Raw genomic sequence first — 26,194 nt, forward strand, 5'->3', positions numbered from 1 at the left:
CTTCCTTTCTTTCATCTAATGCAGGATGTCTCCCACATCGTTAATTTTATCGTTTAATGTTTAGATGTTAATTTTAGTAGTTGAAGATTTCGCGAGCCTTAGCTTCGATATCATCGGAGTTAGGAATCCAGTCATTTTCAGCTTGGGCAAATGGGTAAACGCTATCTGGCGCAGCAACCCGGCCGATTGGGGCATCCAATGACATAATCTTGTCTTCAGCAATGTCTGATGCAACCACGGCGCCGACACCGGCCATCCGTTGTGCTTCTTGAATGACAACAACCTTGTGGGTCTTGTCAATAGAAGCGTAGATCGTATCAGTGTCAATTGGTGACAAGGAACGCAGGTCAATAACTTCAGCAGAGATGTTGTCCTTAGCTAAAGCATCGGCAGCGGTCAAAGCTTCGTTGACTTCAGCACTGTAGGCCACGAGGGTAATATCAGTACCTTCGCGAACAACCTTAGCGGAGTCCAACGGAACAGTGTACTTGTCATCTGGAACTTCATCCTTCATTGAACGGTAAAGTTTCAAGTTTTCCATGAACAGAACTGGGTCGTCGCTTTCAATAGCGGAAATAACCAAGCCCTTAGCATCGTATGGGTTAGATGCGGTAACTACCCGCAGACCTGGGGTGCTAACAAAGTAGTTTTCCAAGTTATCGGCGTGCATTTCAGCGGTATGAGTCCCACCACCAAATGGTGTCCGGATAGTAACAGGGAAGTTCTTTTGGCCACCGAAGCGGTAGTGGTCACGAGCTAATTGCCCAACGATCCCATCCATAGCTTCGAAAGTAAAGCCCATGAATTGGATTTCAGGAATTGGCCGCCAACCAGTCAGAGATAACCCGATAGCTAATCCTAAAATACCAGATTCAGCAAGTGGGGTATCGAAGACCCGGTCTTCACCGTACTTGTCTTGTAAGTCAACAGTAGTCCGGAACACACCACCGTTTTTACCAACATCTTCACCGAAGATCAATGTCTTAGGATCATCCGCTAAGACTTGATCCAGACCAGAAGTGATCGCTTTGATATAAGTCATTTTAGCCATGATTACTTCGACTCCTTTGCTTCGAATTCTGCAATTTGTTTCTTAACGGCTGGAGTAGGAACATTGTAAGTCCACTTCAAGAAGTCAGAAACCTTTTGTGCAGGTGCTGCTTCAGCTTCCTTCATTGCTTCCTTGAATTCGTCTTTGTATTCTTCAACTAACTTGTCTTCTTGATCTTGTGACCAAACGCCCTTGTCAGTTAAGACCTTCCGCATACGAATCAATGGATCGGCATCGAACCAAGGCTTTTCTTCTTCCTTAGTCCGGTAACGAGAAGGATCATCACCAGCAGAGGAGTGAGCACCATAACGGTAAGTTAAGGTTTCAATTACAACAGGACCATTGCCGGCAACAGCAAAGTCACGGGCTGCCTTAGCAACTTCGTGAACGGCCACGATATCCATCCCATCAACTTGGACGGAAGGAACACCCATGGCAACGGCCTTTTGTGCTAACGTTTCGGCACCGGTTTGCTTCTTCCGTGGAACGGAAATTGCCCAACCGTTGTTTTGAACGAAGAATACGGCAGGTGCTTGATAAGCACTGGTGAAGTTAATTCCTTCGTACCAGTCCCCTTGTGAAGTACCACCATCACCGGTGTAAACAAAGGCTACACGGTCTTTGTCGCCGTTCTTTTGGATACCCAGAGCAACACCAGCAGTTTCGGCGTATTGGGCACCAATGATAATTTGTGGGAATAACATGTTAGGGTTTTCGTATTGGTTCCCTGACACATGACCCTTTGACCATAAGAAACCTTTTGCAACGGTAGTACCGTGTTGAATCATTTGTGGTAAATCACGGTATGCAGGTAACAGGAAGTCTTGTTCCTTAAATGCGGTAACACTTCCCATTTCACTGGCTTCCTCACCGGCAGTTGGAGCATAGAAACCGAGGCGACCCTGACGGGAGAAGTTCATTGTTTGTTCGTGTAAAGTACGCTCCCAAACCATTTTCTTCATGAAGTCAACAAGTTGGTCATCTGAATATTTTGCCAACGTGTCTGGATCAACAACCTTGCCATCTCCATTGATGACTTGAACCGGGTGCTTATACGGATCAGCCATCGTAGCTTTGATTTTGGCAAAGTCTACAATCTGTTTGCTTCCATTAGCCATAAGTAACACTTTCCTTTCACTTGATATGAAATTGTTAACTAAAAGTGAGTTAACGTTGCGTTTCCTGACTACGTTTAAAATGTACCATTTTTTCAGAAGTCATGCAAGCCCTTTCATTGGGACAAATAAAGGGATTCGGCCAAACCCCTACTCCCAGTTGTGATTATCCGTTTTCGTCTTTTTTTGAAAATAGTAACCGTTTTCTTTTCATTTCATTTCTTTTCGTGGGTATGTTACAATGGAATGTAACTAGATTTAAATTTAAGCGGAGGTAATTGCTCGTGTTTCTCATGAAAGATATTGTCCGTGACGGTGACCCCGTCTTACGCCAAGAGGCTGCGGACGTCACGTTCCCCCTCTCGGCGGAGGATCAACAACTCGCCAAGGACTTAATGGAATACTTAGTTGTTTCGCAAGATCCAGAACAATGTAAGAAATATGGTTTGCGTGCCGGCGTCGGCCTCGCTGCCCCCCAAGTTGGGGTCTCCAAGAAAATGGCATCCGTCTTGGTGCCCGCTCCTGAAGACGGTGGCAAGTCGCCTTTCACCGATGTCATCATTAACCCCGTGATTGTCTCCGAATCTGTTCAGATGGGGGCTTTGACCGAGGGCGAAGGCTGCTTGTCGGTCGACCGTGACGTGCCGGGCTTCGTCCCCCGCCATGATCGCATCACCTTGCGTTACTTTGACGTTAATGGAGAAAAGCATCAGGTTCGCCTGAAGAATTACCCCGCTATCGTCTGCCAACACGAAATCGACCACATGCACCGGACACTGTTCTACGACCACATCAATAAGGACGAACCATTTGCCCGCAACGATGATATGGTCATGATTGAGTAGTTTCCCATTAGTGGTCACTAAAATATGAACCGACTGAGAGCTTGAACCGTTTGCGGTCAAGCTCTTTTTGATGTGAAAAGGCGTATTCAGCTACCACAACCAGCTGAATGCGCCCTACTGCGCCGTTTCTTAGCCGATTGGGGCCAGTTAACGAACGCGTTTCTTCTATTATATTGTGATTATTTTAACAATCTCTTATTGTTCCCTAAAGATCCCGTACCGCCGGGTCATTAAGTTTCTTTAAATCTTTCAAATATTCCACGGTGGATTCATTCATCAGGTAAGCCACGTCAACGTGGAGTTGGCCCTCATACAGCCAAATGTCACTGACCACAAAGGCCGGTCCCGCGACGACCGCCTTGATGTCGTGATCCGCACTAAAACTTGCCAACGCTTCATTAAAGGCGGCTTCGAGTTGGGGCAAGCGGCGTTCCGCGTCCATACCAATCGGCATCGCGTATTCAAAGGCCATGACGCCCCGTCCCCAGACGTCGGCCACCGTGACCGCTGACTTAATGTGGCATTCTTCTTCTGTCAGCACGTCATCGTTGACCAGCCGCTGCAAGGCCGCCTTGACCGCCACATCCGTTTCATCCTGGGCATTTCGCCGGACCATTCGGGTTGCCCGTTGGACGATCATCCGGTGAATCATTACATAAATGACTAGGGCAATGATGATGCCAATCACGATTTCTACTATTAGAGCCATGACGTCTCCTCCGTTCACTTCACGCTAGTCTAATCATAGCATGTTTTCCAGTCCAGTGGTAATTCTATACAATCGGCGAAAACTATGCTAAAATTGTGCTAATTGTTGTGTAAGCAACCCGCAGTTCGGCAGAACATAAATAATCTATCGTTCTCTCACGAATCGATAAATTAAATCGTTTAATTAAAGGAGTTTTGTCTGTGATTTACAAAGTATATTACCAAGAAGATAAGAAGCGGAATCCTAAGCGCGAGGATACGCACTCTCTGTACCTGGAGGCCCCAACCGAGGTTGAAGCCCGGGCACAAGTGGAAGCCCACACGGACCACAATATCGAATTCATTGAAGCTATCGAGGGCAACACCTTAGCTTACGAACAACAGAATCCGAATTACAAATTAACGGAGTTCACTGAATGAACAAGTTAAACGTCAAAAATAACGAGACCGCTATCTTTGGCGTGGGTGGACTTGGCGAAATCGGGAAAAACACTTACGGTATTCAATTTCAGGATGAGATTATCCTAATTGATGCCGGGATTAAATTTCCAGAGGACGAACTGTTAGGGATTGACTATGTCATCCCTGACTACCAGTACCTCGTCGAAAACCAAGCCAAAATCAAGGCGCTAGTGATTACCCACGGCCATGAAGACCATATTGGCGGTATTCCTTATTTACTCAAAGCGCTCAACGTTCCCGTTTACGCGGGGCCGTTAGCCTTAGCATTGATCAAAAACAAGCTTGAAGAACACGGATTACTTAAATCGACTGAACTACACACAATTGACGATGACACTGTGCTCAAATTTCGGAAGATGAGTGTGACCTTCTTCCGGACGACCCACTCCATTCCCGATACGTTGGGAATCGCTGTTCACACACCAGTCGGTACCATTGTGGAAACGGGTGACTATAAGTTCGACTTAACACCCGTCACCAACCAGCCGCCTGATCTACAAAAGATGGCCAAGCTGGGCGACGAAGGTGTCTTGTGCTTGATGTCTGATAGCACGAACGCCGAACGCCCGATCTGGACGAAGTCAGAAAAATGGGTGGGTAAGTCCATCCGCAAGATTTTTGACCAAGTCGAGGGCCGGGTCATCTTTGCCACGTTTGCTTCCAACATTTCTCGGATCGAGACGGCCTGTGAAACAGCGCTGGCTCACGGTCGCAAGATTGCTGTCTTCGGACGGTCCATGGAAGCGGCCATCGTTAACGGTCGTGAACTCGGGTACTTAAACATCCCTGATGAAGCGCTCGTTGATGCCAACACCATTCGGTCGATGCCGGCCAATAAGGTCATGATCCTCTGTACCGGCTCACAAGGTGAACCCATGGCGGCCCTTTCACGGATTGCCAACGGGACCCACCGGCAGATCTCGATTCAGCCTGGTGACACCGTCGTCTTCTCCAGTAACCCAATTCCTGGGAACACGATTTCCGTGAACCGGGTCATTAACGAGCTGGAAGAAGCTGGCGCCAATGTCATTCACGGTAAGGTCAATAACATTCACACTTCCGGTCACGGTGGCCAAGAAGAACAGAAGCTGATGCTCCGGTTGATGCAACCGAAATTCTTCATGCCGATTCACGGGGAGTACCGGATGTTAAAGATTCACACCGAGCTGGCTGAACAATGCGGCGTGCCACTCGACCACAGCTTTATCCTCCAAAATGGTGACGTGTTAGCGTTGACCCAGGATTCAGCCCGCGTCGCTGGTCACTTCACGGCGGGAGACGTCTACATCGACGGCTCTGGTATCGGTGATATTGGCAACGTTGTGCTACGTGATCGTCAATTACTTTCCGAAGAAGGTTTAGTCGTCGTTGTGGCGACCATCGACCTGAAGAACCAAGAAATCAAGGCCGGCCCTGACCTGCTCTCCCGTGGATTCGTCTACATGCGTGAATCCGGTGAGCTGCTCAACGAGGGTCGTCGGCGCGTCTTCCAGACGATTCGCCGGGCGATGCGGAACCCGAAGGCAACTGAAGCCTCCATCCGCAACGCCGTCATTGATGACTTGCAAAACTTCTTATTCGAGAAGACAGAGCGTCACCCAATGATTCTCCCAATGTTCATCATGACAAAGTAACTGCTATGTAAGGTGCGAGACGATAGCCTCGCGCCTTTTTTGTTGCGCGGCTATCGCTATCCCTACGCAAGGTGATTCGTCCTGGCCGCCTTGCCGTTCGCCAAATTTGGACCGTGACGCTGTGGGAAGGACTGGCCGCAGGTGATGGGCGTGAACTAATTTAACGGCCTGACTCCCCATCAGCTGGGTATTATGTTGATAACGTTTGGAAACGATTACAGGCAGCCGGTCACCACTAACCGCAAAGTTTCCGGGCAAAGCCGTTGACCGACCAATATGTTACAACTATGGAAAGACTGCGATAATTACTAGGCACCCCGCACGTTTTCGTTTATAATGAAATGGACTAAAAATTGAGAGGAGCAGTACGGTGAGTGTCCAGTTCTATATCATCCTAAATGAACATGCGGGAAGCGGTCGCGCCGGTACGCTTTGGCCTCAGATCAAAGAGCGACTAGACACTGCTCAGGTCTCCTACCAACTAGCAGTTTCGGCCTACCCCCACCACACAGTTCTCCTAAGCGAGCAATTCGCAAAACAGCTCCCCGATGAACCCCACCAAGATTGGGTCGTTTTAGCTATCGGGGGCGACGGTACCCTCCACGAGGCCATCAATGGCCTAACGAAACACCAGCGGAATTATCCGATTCCCGTCAGCTACCTCCCGATTGGTTCCGGCAACGACTTTGCCAGAGGCGCTGGGTTATCTCTGAAATGGGAAGACGCCTTTGACCAGGTCATCCACTGCACCCACGCGACCAACTACGACGTGGGGACTTACAACGAGACCATCAAGCAGGAACGTGGCGTCTTCACGAACAACCTGGGCATCGGCTTTGACGCCGCCATCATTTCTCAGGCCAACCAGTCGAAAGCTAAGATTTGGCTCAACAAACACCATTTGGGGTCACTGTCTTACCTGGCTTCGGCATTAGATGTATATTACAACCAAACGGGCTTCACCCTAACGGTTCACGTTGGCAATCAACGGGATATCTATCCGCACGCCTTCTTGGTAACTACAACTAATCATCCCTACTTCGGTGGTGGTGTGGGTATCGCTCCCGGAGCCACGATTACCGACCATCAGCTCCACCTGGTCGTTATTGAAAAGCCCAACTTCTTCAAGCTGTTGTGGCTCGCCCTACGACTGGTCTTCAAACGCCATTTGTCGTCCAAGGCCGTGCACTACTATGAGACCGACAAAGTTCATCTCACCGTTCCGGCCATCGAATATGGCCAGCTCGACGGCGAGGAAATGGGTGGCCGGTTCTTTGACGTTTACGTCGGTGTTACCCAGTACCCGTTTTGGTTTGACCTGACAATTTAGATCTGTGTCATTGCATGACCGGTGACAAGCAGCATTGTTGATCGACGACGCTGATTTCACTAATTAAGCCGTAAAAAAAGAGGATTCACCCCTAACTTTTCCGGGTGAACCCTCTTTTTGATTTCGTTTAGATTAATCCTCGGAGGCCGCCATGGCTTCCAAGATCATGTCCAGCTGAGCGCACTTATTGGTCAAATCGTTCATTTCATCCCCGTAGCGCGGCTCAATCCGGACCGTCTCCGAACTTGAATGAACACTCTCCGACTCCTGTCGTTTTAACGTGGCTAATTGCGAATTAGCGCGACGATATTCTTCCAGAATTTCAATTCGATTACTCATCTTTCTCACGTCCTTAACCTAGTTTTATTTATGATTAGCTCGTGTCTCTAAATGACAAAAAGAATCATAACACTTAGGCTCGGATTTGTTAACGATAATCTTAATTTTTCTCAGCGAAATTCCAAAAGTGGCTAAAACAGACGGTCGGCTTGAAAGCGCTCTACTTCAGGGTTCCAGCGAATGATGGCATGAAGTACTTGCTGATCGACTGAACCTTAACGTTTTGCCCAGGTTCTGGTGCCGCAACAAACTGGTTATTCCCTAAGTAAATGGCATCGTGGTACGTGGCGCCCTTGGACCCCCAGAACAGGATGTCCCCTGGCTTAGCTGAACCCACGGAATGCGTTGACACGTATGCTTCTTGGGAAACCGTGTTATGTGGCAGACTGACACCCAAAGCATGTTGGTAAACATACGCCACTAACCCGGAGCAGTCCATCCCACTCAACGAAGAGCCACCCCAAACGTAAGGGATGTTGGCAGAGGCTAATTTCAACGCCAAACCCGTAACTGAGCCAGAGGTTAAGCCGGCCGTACTGGTCTTCTTCTTGGTGCTGGTGCTCGTCGCAACGGTACTTGAACTAGCCGCTGCACTACTACTGGTGCTGGTTGACCCTTGGGCACTAGAAGCCGTCGTGGATTGACGAGCCACCGCAGAACGCGTGGTCGTCTTCAAGCGCTTCGTCTTCTTGGTCGTCGTCGTGGCCGTTGCATTTTGACTACCCGTTGTCACGGATTGACTGGTTGCGGCTGGTTGACTCTGACTGGTTTGACTTGCGGTTGCCTGGCTTTGCGTTGCTTGACTTTGAACTGATTGGCTTTGACTCGTCGTCTTTGGCGCTGCCATCCGACTCTGCCGAGCTGGCTTCACGCTGCTTGCGGTTGCCTGACTACTACTGCTAGTCACGCTGGCACTAGTACTCGTCGTGGAAGACGTCGTTGAAGGCGTCTGAGCGGCCGTAGAAGACGTTTGTGCGGCTGCACTGCTCGTTGATGCTGATTGAGTGACCTTAGCTTGAGACGGCTGTTGAACGACTTGTGCGACCTGCGTGTGTTTCATGGTCTTAGTTGTCTTGGTTGCCGCTGACTGACGCGTTGCACTTGATGACGTTGAGGCAGCGGTTTGGGCCTTGCTCGTCGCCGTTTGTTGACTAGTGCTGTGCGTTGACGAGGTTGCGGCTTGACTAGTGGCCTGTGACGTTACCGATTGACTCGATTGACTACTGGTTGCGGCAGTCTGTTGCTTTTGCTTGCTAGCGGCTGCCTGTTGTGCGGCCACGATTTGTGCCTGCACGGCGTTGGCCTTCTGCGTCGTTTGCCGCGTTGCACTAGTCTTTGGCGTTGCGCTAGTTGTTTGTGTCTGACTGGTCTTATTCGCTGACGTTTGTGGAATCGTTAATTTCTGACCGACACTCAGCATATCGCCAGTAAGCTTATTGGCCTTCTGCAGTTGTGCCACGGAAATGTGATACGTCTGGGCGAGGTCCCACAGGGTATCCCCAGACTTGACGGTGTACGTCTTCGTGGTCTTGGCGGACTTCACTTGAAGCCGTTGGCCCACGAAGATCAGATCTGTCTTGGCATCGATTGAATTCTGTTGTTCTAAGTCCTGAACGGAGACCCCGAGTTTTTGTGAAAGATCCCACACGGTATCCCCTTGCTTCACCTGGATGCTATCCGCATTTGCGGTAATCGTTGCGCCCGCCGCGAATGCCCCAATGGCACCGACGACGCCAACAACTGCTTTTGTCTTTCGTTGTCCTGTACTCATCTTCACCAACACGTCCTTTTATGACTTTAGATTTTCAAACAAATTTGAACACGGGTTGTCAAACGAAAATTCAGTTCGCACCCCAGTCGTTCATAGTCAATACGAATCACAAACTAATATTACCACACGTTTTTCCAGTTTATTGTGAAATATTAAGGAATTATTAACGGATTTTTACTGATAAACTGATGTTCCCTTCAGTCCTTTCTGAAAGAAATTGTTATCTTGAAAACGCTTTAAATCAGTGATTTTCGGCTGATCATTGCTGAAACGTCTGTTCTTTTTCATCCTTCAACCGATTACGTGTCACTGCCACGAATTTGCAAAATTGTGATATTTCACTGTCGCTTGCAAGATACAAGTGAATATTGATGTCGCTTTCTGTATCGTACAACTATCGGGACGATCGCCTAGCTTGTGAAATTTAAAAATCTGCACAAAAAAAGCGGGCGTCACCCGCCCGTTTATTTGTTAAGTCGCTATTCTTACTGAAATTAACCGAATAATCCCTTGAACCAGTTGACAATCTTTTGCCAAATTTGGACCACAAAATTCTCGGCTTTTTGCGCATCTGCACTATTGGCAAAATCCTTCACACCAGCCATTTTATCACCGATACTATTTGCCAGGTTATTGGCAACGTTCGTGACGTTGGAGATGTAGTTCTTACTGGTGGAGACCGGCGCTTGTTGCACCTTGCTCAAGGCAATGGCAATGTTGGTGATCTGCGTGGAACTGGTCTGACCGTCAATCCCTTGCTTGGCCAGTGCCTTTTGCAGCATCGCTTCAATGTCTGCCTTAGTGGCGAGGTCATTACCGTCTTGCCGTTGCTTGGCCAGATCTGACGATACCGACCCTACCGCGGACATCAATTTCCCAGGGTACTTCTTATTGCTACTGTTGGAATCGATTGCCGGTTGCGTGGCATCTAAGACACCGTTGGCCGCCTGCGTGTTTTCGGAGTTCAACGTCAATCCGTCAGACGCTAAGGCCTTGTAGACCCCGGTTAGCGCGGATTCACCGGAAACCGACTTGTCGGCCGTGACGGTGATGATGACATCCTTGACCCCCGCCATCGTGGCGACCATGGCGTATTGTTGCGAGGTCACTTCCGTAATGTTATTGCTACCATTATATTCGGCGATATTGACCTTGACCCCGGTTCCGGGATCAGCGGGTGCCAGCGCTACGGAACTGATCATGCTAGCGTCCGTGGTCCCAGCTGAGTTCAAATACTGCGCGTAGTCGCTACCAGTCGCAGTCAACGCCGTGTAGTTGGATTTGACACCGAGCGCCGTCGCGACGGCATCCTTGTCTTCACTAGCCAGCCCCGCACCGTAAACCACGTAGGCTTTCGACAGTGCCTTGGTCTGGACCGTACTACCGCTCGTGGCGGAACTACTGGTACTAGTGGTGGCATCCGTCGTATCGGCGTGAACCGCCAACGTTTGCCCGCCAATGCCCACGGCTAAAGCAGCCACCGCTAGGCCTAAAATAACGCGTTTTATCTTCATGAGTAATCCCTCTCTTTTCATTGGGAGTCACTTCCCCTTGAAACAAGTATAGCAGGTCCCCACCACCTGCGTGAGTTCCTGCCATGAATTTAGAAAATTCTTCAACTTCAGTTTATTGCCAAAAACGCCGGGCACCCGCATACTCAGGCGCCAATTCCGTCGTAGTGAGTGGGGCCATTTCCACCGTCTTGCCTGGCTTGGGCGCGTGGAGCATTTGGCCGTTGCCCGCGTACATCCCCACGTGATGGGCTTGTCCCGTCCCGTGATCATGGGCAAAGAAGACCAGGTCGCCAATCACCAGTTCCTCAGGCGCCACGGGATAGCCATTGGCAAATTGATCCTGCGTGTCCCGGGGAATCGTGTACCCCAATGCCCGGTGCAGCGCGTAGATCAAGCCGGAACAGTCAAATCCTTGTGGCGTAATGCCACCCCAGAGGTACGGCGTGTCAATGAACTGCTGGCCCAACATCAAGAGCCGGCGACCATCGTCTGCCCCACTGATGCCCAATTTGGCTACGTCGGCCGCAATCCAGCCCTTGCCCAGTGGTGTCACGACTTGAATCCAGTCATCGTCCTGGCCAGTGGTCGTTAGAATCGTCCCCAGTGGCAGATCCAATAAGGGGTTGCGGTCGGCATCTAGTAATGCCGTAACTGGATGGACCAACCGAACCGTCGTGGTTGGGTACTCGAGTTCTTCGTCACTGGCGGTCAGTTGGGTCAATGGCAGCCAGCCGGGGTAGCCCCGCCGTTCTTGGCGACCATTTTGCCGCGTAACGAAGACGTGCGCCCATTCGCCTTCAACCCGGTCCAAAATGACCCGGTCGTTGAACAAGGCCTCCGTCACCGTTCGATTGCGGTCGGCTAACTGTTCTTTTTCTGCGGGCTTCAGGCTTGCTAACCACGCCGTCAGGTCCCCATTTTTCAAGTAAGGTCGATCTGTTTTTGTTACGGCCGTTGGTGCTGACCAGACTAGCGCCGTCGGTACCTTGATCCGTCGAATCTCCATTAAAAACCGCCTCCAGTATCTTTACCCCCAATATACCAATAATTTAACCAACTTACTAGATTATCCCGACACCTTTCCCGATTTTTTTGCTGATTTTTCGTATTTGGGGAAATCATTGTGGGTTCTGACGCGTTACTCTTGGTTCCAGTGATAAACGGCAAGTCCTTGAACGCCAGGTAGTCCATGCTGGCCGCCTTGCCGTTCGCCAAATTTGGACCGTGACGCTGTGGGAAGGACCGGTCGAAGCCAAAGGGCGGTCTTCAACCTCGCTTCGAGCCGAAAGTCACGTCTCGAAGACGCCAGTTTCCAAGCAGACCACTTGCAAACTCCCACGGCTGAGTCCAAATTTAGCTCACTCTCGGCTACGTGGCAGATGACCCACTAATGTAGATAAGCGTTGCTATTCCAGCGATGTTCCTACTAACGCTATTAGTCGATCACAGACATAATCGAAGGCCATCCGAGATGAAGACTGCTGTGACAACAATGTTTGCTGAGCGTTTTACCCCAATTTACAGCTGAATGCTGGTTGACTCCAGTGGATGAGTGCTTACCAGTACTAAACCATGGATTAATCCAAAACCAACCGTAAGATCAGAGACACAAAGGGTCAAACCAGTTGTCGATTAGCAATCACACATTTGGCGGACGGTAGGCGGCCAGCACAGACCACCTGACGTTCAAAGACTAGTTTTCCTGCAACCTTTAGTTAAGAAAAGAAAGCAAAACAGACCGTGACCACTGCCACCGTCTGCTTCACTAACATCCCTATTTTTTCCGATAATCGATTCCCCGAATACAGCGTTTACAGCGCGAGATACGCTTCCACAACGCGTTCTGGTGTGAACCCTGCCATGGCAGTGACAGCCTCGCCCGGACCGCTGGCGCCGAATTGTTCCTGCGTCAACATGGTGCCGTCCAAGCCGGTGTATTGGCACCAACCCAACCCGCTGGCCATTTCGATAGCGACCCGGCGGCGCAAGTGTGACGGTAAGATCCGTTCACGGTAGTCCACCGACTGGGCATTGAAGCGTTCAAAACTTGGAATGGAAACGACCCGCACGTCGTGACCCAATTCGCTTAATTTTTCCTGGGCTGCTAACGCCAGATTAACTTCAGAACCCGAGGCCATCAAAATCCCTTCGGCTTGGTCATGGGCGTCGGCGACCACATAGCCACCACGTTTGACCCCTGCCTTAACAGCGGCTGGTTTGGGCAGCGTGGCTAAGCCTTGCCGGGACAAGACGATGGCCGTTGGATGGTCCGTCGCTTGAACCGCCGCCAGCCAAGCCGCTGCGGTCTCGTTGCCATCGGCCGGGCGGTAAACCGTCAAGCCTGGAATTGCGCGTAATGCGGCTAACTGTTCCACTGGTTCGTGGGTCGGCCCATCTTCCCCCACGGCCAAAGAATCGTGCGTGAAGACGTAGGTCACGGGCAGATGTTGCAGGGCTGCCAACCGAATCGCCGGCTTCATGTAGTCGGAGAAGACGAAGAACGTTGAGCCATACACTTGCGTACCGCCATGCAAAGCGATACCGTTCAAGGCCGCCGCTTCCGCAAATTCACGAACGCCGAACCATAGATTCTTGCCTTGTGGATTCTCCACGCTGAACCGGTCACTGTCACTCACCGCCGTCTTGTTGGAGCTAAACAAGTCCGCCGAGCCCCCCCACAGATTCGGGAGTGCCGCACTGAGCTTTTGGAGCACCTCATGGCCACTAGCACGTGAGGCCAGCTTATCCTTCTTGTAATAGGTCGGCAACTGGTCGGCCAAATCTTCTGGTAAGGTCTTGCTGACGCCTTGGGCAAATTGGGCGGCTAATTCTGGTTGCACGTCTGAATAACGCGCGACCAAGTTAGACCATTCCTGATGGCTTGCCCAACCCCGAGCCTTGATCGTGGTCATGAAGCGTTCGTGAACCGCGGCTGGCACCGTGAAGGGATCACAGTTCCAGTTGTAATGGGCCCGCGTCGTTGCTAAATCCGCTTCACTGAGCGGGGCACCGTGAACCTTGTTCGTTCCGGCGTTGGGGCTCCCGGCCCCGATTTGCGTCTTCACTTCGATCAGCGTTGGCCCGCTTTGGGCGTTCTTAGCCAACCGAATAGCCCGGTCGATTGCTGTCAGGTCTTCGCCGTCGTCCACGCGTAAGTAGTTCCAACCGTAGCTTTCGAACCGTGCGGCTACATCGTCATGGCAGGCGTTGCTAAGCGGCCCGTCCAGCGAAATATCGTTGGAATCATATAAGACAATCAGCTTGTGCAACTGTAATTGGCCGGCCAAGCTGGCAGCTTCGGCAGCCACGCCTTCCATCAGGTCGCCGTCCCCACACAACGCGTAGGTGTAGTGGTCAACCACATTTAAGTCGGGTTGATTATACGTTGCTCGCAAATGGCTCTCGGCCATCGCCATCCCCACGGCCATCCCAATGCCTTGCCCCAATGGCCCGGTCGTGGCGTCCACGCCAGGCGTCACGCCAAATTCCGGGTGACCGGGCGTCTTACTGCCCAGTTGCCGGAAATTCATCAGGTCGTCGCGACCCAACGCAAAGCCACTCAGGTGTAACAGGCTGTACAACATCGCGGAACCGTGGCCCGCAGACAGGACGAACCGGTCACGATTGAACCACTGCGGAAATGAGGGATCGACCCGCAAATGCCGCGAGAATAACACGTACGCCATGGGCGCTGCCCCCAACGGCAACCCCGGGTGACCGGAGTGGGCCCGCGAAATCATGTCCATGCTGAGCATCCGCACGGCCGTGACCGCTTGGGTGTCCGTTTCGTCAAAATTCACTTGGTTAGTAACGACTTCTTCATTCAACATTTTTAAATAACCTCACTTAAATCGGCCGGACCAATCACAGCCTAGTTTTTGGTTGATGGCACAAATCCATTGATTTTACCGGTAAAAATCGATTTCGTTCATCGACTTTCATTACTATACCAATTTAAATTAATTAATGCAACCCCTCTCATAGAAGTTGTTGTACCGGGGATTGTCTTTGAATAAAGTCGAATATACCAAATAGACCGATTCGTCTTAGTTGCAACCGGTTGTCCCAAAACGCAAAAAAAATCACCAACTTTTCCGAAAATTTCGGTTAAGTTGGTGATTTTACGAATTATTTTCTGTAAGCTTACTTTTTGCTAGCTGCTTCGATCTCCGCAACGGTTGGAATCGATGGCATAGCCCCTAAGCCTTGCACAGTCAAGGAGCTGGCACGTTGGGCAAAGACCAGCGCAGTGGCTACGTTGCTCAGGTCAGGCTTCAGTTGTGAGCTGAGGGCCCCGATAAAGGTATCCCCGGCCGCCGTCGTGTCCACGGCCTTGACCTTGAAGGCTGGCACGAAGCCAGAAGCTTGTTCGGTGGCGTAGTAAGCACCCTTACTGCCGACCGTGATGATCAGGTTCTTCACGCCCATTTCACGGAATTTCTTGGCATTGGCATCCATGGAGGCTTCGTCGGTGACTTCGATACCAGTCAGTTCAGCACTTTCCGTTTCGTTGGGTACGACCAGGTCCGTGACCTTCAGGATCTCTGGGTCGATCGTTGCGGCGGGTGCTGGGTTCAAGATGGTCGTCACGCCGTGTTGTTTTGCCAGCTTAAAGGCGGCTAACGTTGCGGCTTGTGGCGTTTCGAACTGGGTCACTAAGAAGTCCGCCTTGGCGATTTCGTCTTCGCGTGCTTCAACTTCCGCTGCCTTGATCTGTTGATTAGAGCCCCCGTACACCAAGATACTGTTCTGGCCCGCTTCGTCCAATAAGATAAAAGCGGAACCCGTGCCGACCGTCTTGTCAGTGATGATGGCGCTGGTATCGATACCGTCGTTATTCAGGGATTCAACCATGAAGCGACCGGCATCGTCATTGCCGACCTTCCCAATGAAGCTGGTTTCGGCGCCGGCCCGAGCAGCAGCAACGGCCTGGTTCGCACCCTTCCCACCAGCGGCACTACTCTTGTTTTCAGTTGACAACGTTTCTCCTGGCTGAGGCATCCGAGCCACACGCAGGGTCGTATCGACGTTCAAGCTTCCCAGAACCGTAACTTTATTTGACATAATGTACCTTCACTCCTTAAACAGTGTCCGATTTTGTAAAACGTTTTACTCCATGCTGACACACCGGAGGTAAACGTTTAGATTACCCCTAGCGTATCATGTTTCGAAAAGGCTTACAAGAACTAATTGAAATTTATTTCAGTGGCGCCGTACTCTCGCGCTCTTGCAGATTGACTGGTAGGTCGACCAGCTGGGCCGCTTGCCGTTGGTCCTTGATCCGGTTGATCAATAACCCCGTCGCTTGCTGACCCATCGTAACGACCGGTTGGTGAATGGTCGTCAGCTTGGGCACCACGTACTCATCCAGGTCGATATCATCGTAGCCCAGCACCGAAATGTCTTGGGGCACGCGAACGCCCTGTTCATGCAGGCCACGCATCAACCCCAGGGCCGTTTCGTCGTTGATGGCAAAGACTGCCGTCGGGTGTTGCGCCATCACGGCCGTTGTGGCCTGGTAGCCGCCTAATTTGGTCATCGGTGAATGGATCACGGCCGACTCAGCCAATTCGACGTGGTGCTCCGCCAGGCGCCGTTTGAACCCAGCCACCCGAATCTGCAGGTTTTGCGTGGGCTGGTCCGGCATCAAGACGACGATTCGCTGATGTCCCAGCGCCAGCAGATGATCAGCCGCCAGCTGACCGCCCTGCGCGTCATTGATTTGCACGCGGTCTAGGCTCGGCCCCCCATTTTGATCGATCAGCAGGTAAGGGATGCCGTTTTTCTTCAAAATGTTATCGATGGCTTCCCCTGTGATGGAGGCACTGGCAATGATCAACCCGTCGACCGCCCGCTTGATCAGCTCTTCGAGGTAATAGCTTTCCAGCTTTTCGTCGTGGTTGGCGCCAAAGATCAGCGGAATAAAATGGCGTTCCCGACTGGTCTCTTGGACACCGCGAATAAACATACTGAAAAAGGGGTTCCCCAGGTTGGGGACCAAGACCCCAATGGTTTGTGCCGACTTCATGATCAGGTTGCGGGCATTGAAGTCGGGGACGTATCCCATTTCTTCTTGCAACTGATGCACGCGCCGCCGCGTATCCAGACTGAAGCGTTCACCCTTGCCATTTAAAATTTGCGAAACCGTTGTGACTGAAACACCCGCCGCCTCGGCCAGGTCTCGAATCGTTACTTTCCGTGTCATAGTAACCCCCACCGTCTAGATTTAACTTCAGTTTCTGAAACGCTCGCCGCAACGACCCCGCGACAAACGCACATAGCGTAGCCTAAGTTTTATTATACCCCATGGCTCCTGGTTTTTTGCGACTATTTTTATGAAAATTGACACCCCAGTCATTTTCAAGCGCAAACTGCTGCGTCACCCCACGCCCTTCCCACAGCCATTGACGGATAGGCGCGCCTTAGTGACAAAAGAGGCATCAGACATTCACCCTAGATGAACGCCTGGTACCTCTCGTTTTTCGGCCAATTAAGCCTTTAAAATCTTATCAATTGCGGCCAATTCTTCTGGATCAAATTCCAGGTTTTGAACGGCCTTAACATTTTCTTGTAAATGGCTCGCCTTCGATGCCCCAGTGATGACACTGGTGATGACCGGGTTGTGTAAGAGCCAAGCCAACGCCATGTGGGACAACTTTTGCCCGCGACTGTGCGCAATCTTGTTCAGCGCTTGCAGCTTTTGGGTCATCTTGTCACGGCCATCGTCCAAGATGAATTCGTTGGACCAGTGAATGTCAACATCGGCGGGAATCCCGTCCAGGTATTTATCCGTCAACAGGCCTTCAGACAGTGGACCGTACGCAATCGCCCCAGCGTTGTTTTGCGCCAGCATGTCGAATAAGCCATCATCATTGGCCGTCTGATTCAACATGTTGTATGAGACTTGGTCGACCACAAACGGCGTGTGCAGGTCCTTAAAGATCTTGATCATCGCTTCTGCTTGTGGCTTGGTGTAGTTAGAAATCCCCACGTACAGCGTCTTGCCTTGCCGAACCAGGTCATTTAAGGCCACGGCCGTTTCTTCCGGCGAGGTTTCTGGGTCAAACCGGTGGCTATAGTAAATGTCCACGTAGTCCAAGCCTAACGCTTGCAGCGAGCGGTCCAAAGAAGCCGTCAGCGCCTTGCGGGAACTCATTTGCCCATAAGGCCCTGGCCACATGTGGAACCCGGCCTTACTACTGATGACCAATTCGTCACGGTAAGGCTTCAGTTCGCGCTTAAACACCTCACCAAAGAGACTTTCGGCCGCGTAAGAACCAGGACCATAGTTCGCCGCTAGGTCAAAACTAAAAATCCCGGCGTCAAAGGCCTTCAGGATAATGTCGCGGGTATCGCCATAGTTGGCGTTCTCCCCAAAACTATGCCACATCCCAAATGAGATGGCGGGTAATTGGAACCCGGTGTTCCCTGCCCGTCTGATTGGCATTTTTTCGTAACGGTGTTCATCTGCAAGATACATTCTGCCACATTCCTTTCCACTTATACCTAGAATAAAGTATAGAGAATTGGTGTGGACCAGTCAAGTTTCTTCTGCCTTTTTCTCCGGAATCGTTCGGGATTTGTCTAACCTATTTTGGTGACTGGTGACATTGTCCTTGCTGGCCGCCTTACCGTTCGCCAAATATGGGTCGTGTCGCTGTGGGCGGACGGGTCGAGCCAAAGTGCGGTCTCGACACCTCGGCTGAACCCATATTTGGCGAACTCTCGGCTACGGGAGATGGTTCACAGCAACGTAGAAGCACATCACCCAACACTACTGTATCAGCGCTTATGACATCCTTAACTACATATCAAAAAATCATGCGCTCCCACACTAGCTGCTGACGGGTTAGTCCAAACTCGGCTGAATACGTCATACCACCAGCACCGAGCATCTTCAGAGCTAGACAAAAAGAGCGTAGCCCCTGCTGTCACAACAGTCTTGACTACACCCTCATCGGTCATATTAACATTTTAAAGGATGAAACCCCCACCCCGCAGTGGACACCCACGACAGGTGAAGCCACTGGCTGACGGAGGCATTCTGGCAACGCTAGTGTCTTATTTCACCTTGGTATCGCTCAGCTTGACCGCTTGCGACACGTGGCCGCCCGTGGCCGCGAGCAACGCCTTGGCCTCGGCGATGGTGCCCTTGGTCTCAATCAATACGATGGCCAATGGCACATTGTTGTCGGAGCGTTCCAGGGCCCGTTCCGCAGCCAGCGTTGACGTTTGGGTCGCTTCAGCGATGATCTTCTTGGCCCGTTCAAACGTCTTATCGTTGGTTGGCACCACGTTGATCATCAGGTTTTGATAGACCTTGCCCGTCTTGATCATGATGCCCGTCGACAGCATGTTTAAGACCATCTTCTCGGCAGTCCCCGCCTTCAACAGCGTGGCTCCCGTGATGATCTCGGGGCCCACGACCGGCGTGATCGGGTAATCCGCCAGCTCTGCCAAGGGACTCCCTTCGATACACGAAAAGCCAATGCCCACCGCACCATGATCCTGCGCGAACCGTAGCGCTGCCAGCGTATACGCCGTTTGGCCCGAAGCCGCGCTGGCGATAACGATATCCTTGTCGGTCAAGTCAACGCCTGCCATATCGGCCTGGGCCATTTCAACGGAATCCTCTGCCGCCTTGACCGTGTGCGTCAGTGCGGCTTCACCCCCGGCAATCAGCCCAAACGTCTGCTCGCCGCTCAAGCCATAGGTCGGTTGTAGCTCCGTGGCATCAATGACGCCCAGTCGACCAGAAGTGCCGGCCCCGACGTAGATCAGCCGGCCGCCCTGGTCAAACAGCGGATAGGCCGCATCAATGGCCGCGGCAATTTGGGGCAATTGCTTTTGCACGGCGCGTGCGACTCGGTGATCCTCCCGGTTGATTGTCGCAACCATCTCTAAAGTAGACTCCCGGTCAATGTGGGTAGACCGGTGATTACGTTGTTCTGTCAGTAAATCATCAAATTGCATAAGTGTCAGCCTCCAACTCCGATTAATTCTCGCGGTTATGTATTCGCTTTCATTCCCACTAATCTAGGTATAACATGTTTCATAATTAATTTCAATTACGATTTTGATTTCTGCGCAAGTTCACAAACTTTTTCGGAAAAATAAAAAAGCAGCTGACAATCGCCAACTACTTTCATAGAAAAACTCGTCTGTTCTTTTTCGATTTACGTAAACTTAACTGAAAACTTTACTTTTCAACCTTCATCCACTGGTACCCGCGACTCATCCCCGCTGGATTCCAAACGTAACCGGAGACTTTGTCGTTCCACATTTCGACCGTGGCTGGTTGGTACAATGGGATGACCCCTTGTTGCGACATCAACCGCTTTTCGGCGTTGACCAGGTCTTGGTAACGAGCCGTTGGATCATTGGCATCCTTATTTTCAGACGCCTTGACGTAGCTGTCGTACTTGGCATCCGAAAAGTCACCGTTGTTATTGGTATTACCGGTGCTCATCAAGGATAGGAAGTTGATTGGGTCGGCGAAGTCCGCGCCCCAGTTCGTCAAGACCAGCTCGAAGTTCCCGGTGCTAGACCGGCTCAATCGCGTCTTGTAAGGCAACGTGTTGATCGTGACCTTCACGTTTGGCAGCTTCTGGAGTTCTGCTTGCACGTATTGGGCGACCGTCTTAGTCACGCTGGTATCGTCAGCCATCAGCGTCAGGTTCAGCTTCTTGGTGCCAGTGGCCTTGAGCCCCGCCTTCATCAACGTCTTGGCCTGTTTCAAATCATAGGTCACCCCAGACTTAACGTAGGCGTCCTTGGCAAAGTCGGCGTTGGTCTTCGGGTTACGTGACAGGTTTTGTGACACGAAGCCTAATGGTGCCTTGGACCCGTCGCGCAACACGCTCTTGGCCAGTTGTTCCTTATCGATCGCCATGGACAGTGCTTGCCGAACCTTCAAGTTCCGTAGCGCCTTAACCTTCTTTTGGTTCATCTGCATGTAGTAGGTGCTGCCACCAATGAAGGTCTTCATTTCCTTGTTGTTCTTCAGGTTAGCCACCTGCGTCCCGTCCAAGGTCGTGGCGTCCAATTCCTTCTTCTGGAAGAGGCTCAACCCGGTCGACGGGTCAGCGACCACTTGGAAATGCATCTGCTTTAACGTGATGCCCTTCTTGTCCCAGAACTTGGTGTTTTTCTTCAACGTCCAGCTCTGACTGGTCCCTTGCCACTTGGTCATGGTAAATGGCCCGTCGTACGCCGTTTGCTGGCTGGAATGACCGTAGTCACTGCCGTACTTCTCAACGACCTTTTGCTCCTGGGGGAAGAAGGTTGGGAAGGCCAGTAACAGCTTGAAATAAGCCACGGGTTTGCTTAAAGTGACCTGTAACGTGTGCTTATCAACGGCCTTAACCCCCAATTGACTCGGTGCGACCTTGCCGTTTTGAACCTGGTTAAAGTTCTTGATGCCGGCCAGCAAGTACGCATACTCGGAAGCCGTCTTCGGGTTGGCCGTCCGCCGCCAGGAGTAAACGAAGTCCTGGGCCGTGACCGGCTTGCCGTCGTTCCAGTGGTTATCGGACCGCAGTTTAAACGTATACTGCTTACCGTCCTTGGACTTGGTCATCTTCGTGGCCAGTGCGTTGACCAATTTTTCATTCTTACCGAGCCGGTAGAGCCCTTCTTGCGTATGGTACAGCATGGTCAAACTGCTGGAATCCGATGCCTTTGACACATCCAGCGTGGTGACCTCTGCCTTGGCTGCGAGTTTGACCGACTGATCAGCCGCCAATTGCCCCGACTTGGACGTACTGGTCGAAGACTTACCGCAAGCGGCCAAGCCCCCAGCAACCAGTAACGCTGCCCCCATTAAAATACCTAGTTGTTTTCCCTTCAAAACGTTCGCTCCTCATTAATCTAAAATAGTCTGATGTAACAATTTTAACTTACCTGCGCGTTCAAATAAAGCCCCAAGCCTCAGGAGAACGGCTTCTTGTCCCTTACCGGCATTGAATTGGATGCCCAATGGTAGTCCTTCCGCCGTCACAGCCGTAGGGAGGCTCAGTGCCGGTTCACCGGTCAGGTTGGCCTGTTGGGTAAATGGCGACCGCGTCAGTGCGGGTAACCATTGGTCATAGATCAACTGCTTTTGCGCGGCCGGCTTCAGGCTGGCAATGTCGGCCATCTTGGCGGTGTTCTCCGCCGAAACCAAGGTATCCCCGACCTTAGGGGCTGCCCAGGCCGTGGTCGGCGTCAAGATCACTGGGTATTTGGCGTGCAATTGTGCCATTTGCCAAGCGGCTTGGTCCCACTGGCCTAACGACAAACTGTATTCCGCAGCCGTGGTGTTCAGCCCCGTCTGGTACAGTGCCCAGGTCAGTAGTTCCATGTCGTCGGCAGTCAGTGGCCGCCCCAGACCGGCTTGCATTTGGCCCATGAAGGCCGCCGTCTCACCAGCATTCATGGTGTAGTAGCTTTCCATCAGTGCCACACCGTCGATGGGGTTCTTGACCTCTTCCACGTCAAAGCCCTGATCACTCAGGAAGGTCACGGCGTCTCTGACCGCCTGGACAGCATCCGGACTGACCGGTGTCCCGACCGGCGATTCAGTCGTGTAGCCAATCACACCCGGTTGGACCGGTTGATCGAGTTGTGCCAGGAACCCGGGCCGTTCTAAGGGTTGCTGGAAGACCGCGGCCGGCTGAATCGTCTGCAGGCTGTCCAACAAGGCCGCCGTGTCGGCCATGGACCGGGTCAAGCCAAAGTCGATGGCTGCCCCTTCCCAGGATCGCCAGTCACCAGGACCAACGGGGACCCGGCCCCGCGTCGGCTTCAACCCAATCGTTCCGGACCATGATGATGGAATCCGAATCGACCCACCACCGTCACTGCCGGCAGCTAGCGGGACCATTCCAGCCGCCACGGCCGCACCGGCACCACCGGAGGATCCGCCGGGTTGATAGTCGGTGTTCCACGGGTTGTGGGCGTCACCGTAGATCTGTGCATCGGTAATGTTCTTAAAACCAAATTCCGGAAAATTGGTCTGCCCGATCACGATGAACCCCGCCCGTTGGAGCGCCTCCACGAAGAAGCTGGTCTGCTGCGCCACGTTGTCCTTTAACAACCGAGAGCCGCTGGTGCTCGATTCACCCTTGAGCTGTTGCCCCAATCCCTTGAGTAACAGAGGCACGCCCAAGAATGGCTGACCGTGGTCTTCCAGCGCTGCCGCCTCTTGTAACGCCTTATCGCGTCGCGTGGTAATGACCGCGTTGAGTGCCGGGTTCTGCCGGTCGATCTCCGCCAGCGCCCGTTCGATCAGTTCCTGGCTAGTGACCTCACCTGACCGTACACGTTTCGCCCAAGTCAACGCCGGGGTCCCAATCCAATCCGTAATTGCCAATACAACCGCCTCCTATAATCTATGTAACCCAGCCACGACGACCAAGTCGCAGCCAACCTTTACCTTCACTCACCAAGTTATTAAAAAATTTGTGACACGCATTAATGACCGGTAATCCTAAAGCAGCCACTAATTATTGGTAAGTTAATATCTTCATTCTACCACGTACTGGTTGTAAAAGCGTTTCCAAGTAGTTATACTTAAAAAGTCTTAGGTCACAAACTGAAAGGAATGAAAATTGATGAATAAGACGAAAAAATGGTTGGTTTTAGGTTTAGGGTTAAGCTTAGTGATGGGTGTCGGTCTCGTTGGTTGCGGGAAGTCCTCATCAGAGTCAACGAACACCAAGGTCGCTAACAAGAAGACCTTGATCGTGGCGACGTCCGGAACGCTGTATCCCACGTCGTTTCACACGTCCAAGAACAGCAAGCTGACTGGGTTCGACGTGGAAGTCGTTCGGGCGGTTGCCAAGGGCTTACATAAGAAAGTCCAGTTCAAGGAACTCAGTGTCGACGGCCAATTGACCGCGGTCAGCTCCGGTAAGGCTGACATGGCGGCCAACGACTTTGGTCTGTCCCCAGCCCGTAAGGATAAGTACGCCTTGTCCACGGTCTACAAGCACTCATTTAACAGTATCATGGTCCGCAACAGCAATGATTCCGGCATCCACAACTGGTCCGATATCAAAGGCAAGAAGTCTGCGGGTGAAGCTGGGACCGGTTATCAACGACTGGCGCAACAATTAGGGGCCAAACTGGTCAACTACGATAACGTCTCCAACGATGTTTACCTGAAAGATGTTAAGAATGGTAAAACCGATTTCATCATGAACGATTACTACCTGCAAAAATTGGCGTTGAAGGCTATCCCGAACAACGGCTTACACTTGGTCAAGAACATGTACTTCACCACCAGCGATGACGGCCAAGGGGTCGGTATCTTGATGAAGAAGAGCAACACCAAGCTCAAGGCTGAAATCAACAAAGAAGTCAAGAAGCTCTTGAAGGACGGTACGATCAAGAAGTTGTCCGAGAAGTACTACGGCGCCGACGTGACAAAGAAGCCAAACGTCAAGATCGCCAAGAACTTCACGATCAAGTCCAAGTACACGGGCCAATAGAAAGACAGGTGGCGCCACTGTGCTCAAGTATTTCTCGATTCCGGGCTTCTTTAATGCCAAACTGGCGTGGTCGTCGATTCCCCAAATTCTAGCGGGCCTACCGATGACCATCTACCTGACCGTCATGGCCTTTGTGTTGGCCACCATCTTGGGGATGTTCCTCACGCTGGCTCAGCTCAGCCACATTCGGGTGCTCCACTGGATCGCGCGGGCGTACATCTCCTTCATGCGTGGCGTGCCGATGCTAGTTGTCTTGTTCATCGTCTACTTTGGCTTTGGCCTCACGGCGATTCCGGCGGCTATCATCTCGTTTACCATTGGTGCGGCGGCCTTCGTGTCCGAGGTCTTCCGGTCCTCGTTTCTGGGGATCGACCACGGGCAATACGAGGCGGCCTACTCGATTGGCTTACCCTATCGGAAAGTCATGCGGTTAATCATCATTCCACAAGCCTTCCGCATCAGCATTCCCGCGTTGGGCAACATCTTGCTCGACATGTTCAAGGGGACTTCGCTAGCCGCCATGATCACGGTGACCGAAATGTTCATGGACGCCAAGATCGTGGCCGGGGCCAATCAGGATTACATGACCATCTACATCACGATTGCCATCCTGTACTGGCTGTGCTGCGTGGTCTTGACGGCAGGACAGAATCAGCTGGAACGGTATTTAGACTATGACCGAAAAGCAATTCACATGAAAATGATTTAATGTTGGCGTGCGCGTGGATTCTTTAGCAGCTACTAGAAATGGTCCACCGAAAATTCTCGGTTGGGCCATTTTTTTCGCACCACTAGTAATCTCGTCAGCCTAAAAAGCGTGATTAGTGACCCACCCCATTGGGCGTCACCAATCACGCTTTGACTAGTTCATAGCTTATTGTTTTTGCCGACCGGTCACCTTGGTAAACAAGGAATCGACGGGTTCTTCGTGGTAAATCAGGTCGATGGCCTTACCGAACATCTCGCCGACGGACATGACGGCAAATTTATCACTTTGCTTGTCTTCTGGCAATTGAATCGAGTCGGTAATGACGACCTTCTTCAACACGGATTCGTTGATGCGTTGGGTCGCGTCACCCGACAGAACGGCGTGGGTAGCCGCTGCATAGACATCAGCTGCCCCAGCCTTCTTCAAGGCATCGGCGGACACCGTGATCCGAATGGCCGTGTCGATGATATCATCGACCAAGATGGCATGCTTCCCCTTGACATCGCCAATCACGGCCTCTGGGTGCGCCGTGTTTTCGGTATCGGAGCGGTTGTCGATGATTGCGATTGGGGCGCCCAACAGCTCGGCCAAGCGCCGAGCCCGACTAACCCCAGCATGGTCGGGGGCAACCACCACGATGTCTTCGTCCGCCAGACCGGTGTTCTTTTCAAAGTAGCTGGTCAATAACCGGTCGCTTTGCAGGTGGTCAACGGGGATGTCGAAGAAGCCTTGCAACTGAGCCGCGTGCAAGTCTAAGGCAATGACGCGGTTGACGCCGTCCATTTGCATCAACGACGCAATCAACTTGGCCGTAATTGGTTCACGCGACCGTGCTTTTCGGTCGGCCCGTGAATAGCCGTAGTATGGAATCACCACGTTGATCTTTTCCGCGCTTGCCCGCCGCGCGGCATCTACCATAATCAACAATTCCATCAGGTTCGTGTTAACGGGATCAGAAACGGATTGAATCAGGAACAATTCATCCCCCCGGATACTTTCGTCAATACTGATCTGAATCTCACCGTCACTAAAATGCTTGATTGTTGCCTTGCCTAGCTCTACCCCGGCCGCCTTCGCGATCTTTTCCGCGAGCGGACGGTTAGAATTCAACGCAAAGACTTTCATTCTACCAGCTTCGACGTGTTCTGCCATAACAGCCTCCCTGTGGGATCACCACAAAATTCATCTATTTTCTGTTCCTATTATCGCAATCTTTGCTCGGAAACGCAACGCTTGGCCTTGTA

General features: G+C 51.7%; 21 protein-coding genes. 6 read left to right on the top strand and 15 right to left on the bottom strand.

Features of this window, described 5'->3' with window-relative positions; all coding sequences use genetic code 11:
- Positions 1–73: 73 nt before the first annotated feature.
- Complete coding sequence (locus tag NGM66_RS01790; RefSeq protein ID WP_135368675.1) at positions 74–1,051, bottom strand: alpha-ketoacid dehydrogenase subunit beta; 978 nt, start codon at positions 1,049–1,051, stop codon at positions 74–76.
- A 2-nt stretch (positions 1,052–1,053) separates the two neighbouring features.
- Positions 1,054–2,169, bottom strand: coding sequence for a pyruvate dehydrogenase (acetyl-transferring) E1 component subunit alpha (pdhA, locus tag NGM66_RS01795; RefSeq protein ID WP_208909413.1), 1,116 nt, complete (start codon positions 2,167–2,169; stop codon positions 1,054–1,056).
- A 281-nt stretch (positions 2,170–2,450) separates the two neighbouring features.
- Between pdhA and def the strand changes: the two genes are divergently transcribed.
- Entirely contained in the window at positions 2,451–3,011 is a 561-nt protein-coding gene (gene def, locus NGM66_RS01800) for a peptide deformylase (protein WP_208909412.1), read from the top strand.
- A 205-nt stretch (positions 3,012–3,216) separates the two neighbouring features.
- Here def and NGM66_RS01805 read toward each other — a convergent pair whose 3' ends face one another.
- On the bottom strand, positions 3,217–3,720 hold the full coding sequence (locus NGM66_RS01805; RefSeq protein WP_208909411.1) for a hypothetical protein: 504 nt from the start codon (positions 3,718–3,720) through the stop codon (positions 3,217–3,219).
- A gap of 200 nt (positions 3,721–3,920) precedes the next feature.
- Here NGM66_RS01805 and NGM66_RS01810 point away from each other — a divergent pair, with 200 nt between their 5' ends.
- The 3 genes from NGM66_RS01810 (at position 3,921) to NGM66_RS01820 (ending at position 7,145) form a co-directional block, all read left to right on the top strand.
- Complete coding sequence (locus NGM66_RS01810; protein ID WP_135368679.1) at positions 3,921–4,139, top strand: DNA-directed RNA polymerase subunit epsilon; 219 nt, start codon at positions 3,921–3,923, stop codon at positions 4,137–4,139.
- The gene (gene rnjA / locus NGM66_RS01815; RefSeq protein ID WP_125577174.1) at positions 4,136–5,815 is read left to right on the top strand and encodes a ribonuclease J1; all 1,680 of its coding nucleotides are present in this window, start codon (positions 4,136–4,138) and stop codon (positions 5,813–5,815) included. The genes NGM66_RS01810 and rnjA overlap by 4 nt, the downstream gene beginning before the upstream one ends.
- Before the next feature lie 370 nt (positions 5,816–6,185).
- Positions 6,186–7,145, top strand: coding sequence for a diacylglycerol/lipid kinase family protein (locus NGM66_RS01820; RefSeq protein WP_208909410.1), 960 nt, complete (start codon positions 6,186–6,188; stop codon positions 7,143–7,145).
- A gap of 132 nt (positions 7,146–7,277) precedes the next feature.
- Here the strand turns inward: NGM66_RS01820 and NGM66_RS01825 are convergent, their stop codons facing one another.
- The 11 genes from NGM66_RS01825 to NGM66_RS01875 form a co-directional block, all read right to left on the bottom strand.
- Positions 7,278–7,484 carry a hypothetical protein gene (locus tag NGM66_RS01825; RefSeq protein ID WP_208909409.1) on the bottom strand — a complete coding sequence of 69 codons (207 nt, stop codon included), beginning with the start codon at positions 7,482–7,484 and terminating at the stop codon, positions 7,278–7,280.
- A gap of 160 nt (positions 7,485–7,644) precedes the next feature.
- Positions 7,645–9,255, bottom strand: coding sequence for a LysM peptidoglycan-binding domain-containing protein (locus NGM66_RS01830; protein ID WP_258115344.1), 1,611 nt, complete (start codon positions 9,253–9,255; stop codon positions 7,645–7,647).
- 494 nt (positions 9,256–9,749) lie between these two features.
- On the bottom strand, positions 9,750–10,769 hold the full coding sequence (locus NGM66_RS01835; protein WP_208909408.1) for a DUF1002 domain-containing protein: 1,020 nt from the start codon (positions 10,767–10,769) through the stop codon (positions 9,750–9,752).
- Between the two features lie 112 nt (positions 10,770–10,881).
- Complete coding sequence (locus tag NGM66_RS01840; protein WP_208909407.1) at positions 10,882–11,775, bottom strand: C40 family peptidase; 894 nt, start codon at positions 11,773–11,775, stop codon at positions 10,882–10,884.
- 805 nt (positions 11,776–12,580) lie between these two features.
- Positions 12,581–14,599, bottom strand: coding sequence for a transketolase (tkt, locus tag NGM66_RS01845; RefSeq protein ID WP_208909406.1), 2,019 nt, complete (start codon positions 14,597–14,599; stop codon positions 12,581–12,583).
- Positions 14,600–14,912: 313 nt separating this feature from the next.
- Positions 14,913–15,833 carry a ribokinase gene (gene rbsK, locus NGM66_RS01850; protein WP_208909405.1) on the bottom strand — a complete coding sequence of 307 codons (921 nt, stop codon included), beginning with the start codon at positions 15,831–15,833 and terminating at the stop codon, positions 14,913–14,915.
- Positions 15,834–15,966: 133 nt separating this feature from the next.
- Positions 15,967–16,974, bottom strand: coding sequence for a ribose utilization transcriptional repressor RbsR (gene rbsR, locus NGM66_RS01855; RefSeq protein WP_208909404.1), 1,008 nt, complete (start codon positions 16,972–16,974; stop codon positions 15,967–15,969).
- Positions 16,975–17,259: 285 nt separating this feature from the next.
- Complete coding sequence (locus NGM66_RS01860) at positions 17,260–18,249, bottom strand: aldo/keto reductase (protein ID WP_208909403.1); 990 nt, start codon at positions 18,247–18,249, stop codon at positions 17,260–17,262.
- Positions 18,250–18,830: 581 nt separating this feature from the next.
- Complete coding sequence (gene murQ / locus NGM66_RS01865) at positions 18,831–19,742, bottom strand: N-acetylmuramic acid 6-phosphate etherase (RefSeq protein WP_258115345.1); 912 nt, start codon at positions 19,740–19,742, stop codon at positions 18,831–18,833.
- A gap of 226 nt (positions 19,743–19,968) precedes the next feature.
- Positions 19,969–21,618 (bottom strand): peptide ABC transporter substrate-binding protein, encoded by a 1,650-nt coding sequence (locus NGM66_RS01870; RefSeq protein WP_208909402.1) that lies wholly within the window; start codon positions 21,616–21,618, stop codon positions 19,969–19,971.
- 15 nt (positions 21,619–21,633) lie between these two features.
- Positions 21,634–23,121, bottom strand: coding sequence for an amidase (locus NGM66_RS01875; protein ID WP_208909401.1), 1,488 nt, complete (start codon positions 23,119–23,121; stop codon positions 21,634–21,636).
- Between the two features lie 241 nt (positions 23,122–23,362).
- On the opposite strand from NGM66_RS01875, the gene NGM66_RS01880 reads away from it, so the two are divergent.
- Both NGM66_RS01880 and NGM66_RS01885 read left to right on the top strand, forming a co-directional pair.
- Positions 23,363–24,241 (top strand): transporter substrate-binding domain-containing protein, encoded by an 879-nt coding sequence (locus NGM66_RS01880; protein ID WP_258115346.1) that lies wholly within the window; start codon positions 23,363–23,365, stop codon positions 24,239–24,241.
- Positions 24,242–24,260: 19 nt separating this feature from the next.
- Complete coding sequence (locus NGM66_RS01885; RefSeq protein ID WP_208909399.1) at positions 24,261–24,950, top strand: amino acid ABC transporter permease; 690 nt, start codon at positions 24,261–24,263, stop codon at positions 24,948–24,950.
- A 165-nt stretch (positions 24,951–25,115) separates the two neighbouring features.
- Here NGM66_RS01885 and NGM66_RS01890 read toward each other — a convergent pair whose 3' ends face one another.
- The gene (locus NGM66_RS01890; protein ID WP_208909398.1) at positions 25,116–26,102 is read right to left on the bottom strand and encodes a ribose-phosphate diphosphokinase; all 987 of its coding nucleotides are present in this window, start codon (positions 26,100–26,102) and stop codon (positions 25,116–25,118) included.
- Between the last annotated feature and the right edge of the window lie 92 nt (positions 26,103–26,194).

Origin of the sequence: Levilactobacillus yiduensis (assembly GCF_024718525.1) — a bacterium.
Lineage (GTDB): Bacteria > Bacillota > Bacilli > Lactobacillales > Lactobacillaceae > Levilactobacillus > Levilactobacillus yiduensis.